This is a genomic window from Thermovirga sp. (genome assembly GCA_012523215.1).
Classification (GTDB): Bacteria; Synergistota; Synergistia; order Synergistales; family Thermovirgaceae; genus 58-81.
This window is the reverse complement of record JAAYIZ010000048.1, coordinates 1-1,802: the sequence shown is the minus strand read 5'-3', so window position 1 is coordinate 1,802 and position 1,802 is coordinate 1. Positions and strand designations below refer to the sequence as shown.

The 1,802-nt window shown below is 54.6% G+C and carries 4 protein-coding genes; all 4 read right to left on the bottom strand.

Going from position 1 to position 1,802, the window contains the following annotated elements; genetic code table 11:
* On the bottom strand, positions 1–172 hold a 172-nt coding region (locus tag GX108_01640), incomplete at its 3' end, for a replicative DNA helicase (protein NLO55748.1).
* Positions 165–620 carry a 50S ribosomal protein L9 gene (locus GX108_01635; protein ID NLO55747.1) on the bottom strand — a complete coding sequence of 152 codons (456 nt, stop codon included), beginning with the start codon at positions 618–620 and terminating at the stop codon, positions 165–167. The genes GX108_01640 and GX108_01635, both read right to left, overlap by 8 nt.
* The gene (locus tag GX108_01630) at positions 617–1,576 is read right to left on the bottom strand and encodes a YybS family protein (GenBank protein ID NLO55746.1); all 960 of its coding nucleotides are present in this window, start codon (positions 1,574–1,576) and stop codon (positions 617–619) included. Before GX108_01630 ends, GX108_01635 begins: the two co-directional genes overlap by 4 nt.
* Positions 1,577–1,653: 77 nt before the next feature.
* A partial coding sequence (locus GX108_01625; protein ID NLO55745.1) for a 30S ribosomal protein S18 occupies positions 1,654–1,802 on the bottom strand: 149 nt, incomplete at its 5' end.

Genomic DNA, 1,802 nt, shown 5'->3' with positions numbered 1-1,802 from the left:
TTTCGTACATGATCTTGAAGGTCTGCCTATGATTCCCGTCGTATAAATCCTCCGGCAGAAGCGCCTCTAGGCATATGGTCAGGACATCGCTGTCCAGAAGGCAGTCCCATATCACCGTCCTCTCGGCTTCGATGCTGTGGGGCGGAATCCTCTCGAAGAGTTTGTCACTCAAACTTTTCGTCCTCCACCTGTAAGGTCATCCCCGCTTCAACCCCTTGGTAGAGTTTTATTGAAAAGGAGTACGAACCCAATTCCTTCACCGGCGAAGGGAGTCGGACATCCTTTTTATCGATGGGGACGCCAAATCTTTCCTGAACATGTTGCGCCACCTGGGCCGCCGTGACACTACCGAACAGTTTCCCCTTCTCCCCGGCAGAAACCTTGAGTACGACCTGCTTGCCCTGGAGAAGGGCCCTGCTGGCCCAGGCCTCCTCTTCCTCGCGCCTCGCCCTGGTTTCCCTCGTTTTCTGCTGCTGTTCCCATTCCCTGAGTTTTTCCCTGGTCGCCTCTTCGGCCATCTCCCTGGGGATAAGGTAATTTCGGCCATACCCCTCGGCCACATCGATCAAATCGCCCTTTTTCCCCAGCTTAGACACATCGGTCAGCAGAATAATTTTCATCCTCTTCCCTCCCGGAACCTGGATCGCAGGTTGAACCACACATCAATGATACCCAAAATAAGGATTATCTGCACAAAAAATGGGACGATGAAGACAACCACCGTCAGGGCGATCTTCAGAAAAAGACCCAAACCCTTGGATCGCATGAAGAACCAGCTCACGGCCAGCCCCTGGAAGAAAAACAATGTCGTCACCAGGAGGCGCAGGTTCAGCGCCGTCTTTTGCAAAAAAGCCATTGAGGGATAGTGACTCCCTGCCAGTTGAAGCACCATGGAAGCGATAAGGGCCCAGAAGATGCTTTTTGGGAAGCGCCACTGGCTGAACTCGGGAAGCCGGGGAAGAGTTTCCCTGCCCAACCTTTTTAGCACCACGGCGCTTACAATATAGCTCAGGAAACAGTCCACCGTCGCCGCCATGACAAGAAGAGCCGGGAAGATCGACGGGATCAGCGACAGAGTGGTCCGCATCTGTTCCTTCGCCAGTGACAACGACTGCTTCGACATGCCCAGGCCCGAGTAAACCGAGGAGATCCTTTCAATCATGGACATGATTTCTGCCTCCTCGAAGCCAAAGGGGTTGATCTCCGTCAGTTTTACAACGATAAACATCAGAAGTAGTTTGCTCCCTATGGAGACGAGTATCCCGTAAAGGATAATATCGACGGCCCTATCATACCGCCTGCCCAGGGCCCCGAGGGCTATCCCTAGGAATCCGAAACCGAAGCAGAAGAAAAGAGCTCCGACCGCTCCGGTGAAGGCGGCCGAAATGATCGTCGCCACCGCAACGCCCAGCACCGCCCTCCCCAGGCTGTGCCGAAGGCCCAGGACAACCAACGGAGCCGGACAGACCAGGGAAAAGGCAAACCCTATAAGAGGTAAAAAATGGCCCGCGAGGAAAAGCACGGCGGAAAGGGCGACGAGCAGCGACGATTCAACTAGGGCCCTGGTCTTATCCATAAATAAACGACCTCCCGACAAAACAGGGGGGGGAGAAGCCTCGGCCCCTCCCCCCGTAGGAACGTGCGTCTTCTCTCCTACTCGGAGCTATACGGAAGAAGCGCGAGGTAGCGCACTCTTTTGATCGCTTCCGTGAGTTGCCTCTGGTGCTTGGCGCAGTTTCCCGTCACCCTCCTGGGAACGATCTTGCCGCGCTCACTTATATATTTTCTCAGTTTTTCCACAT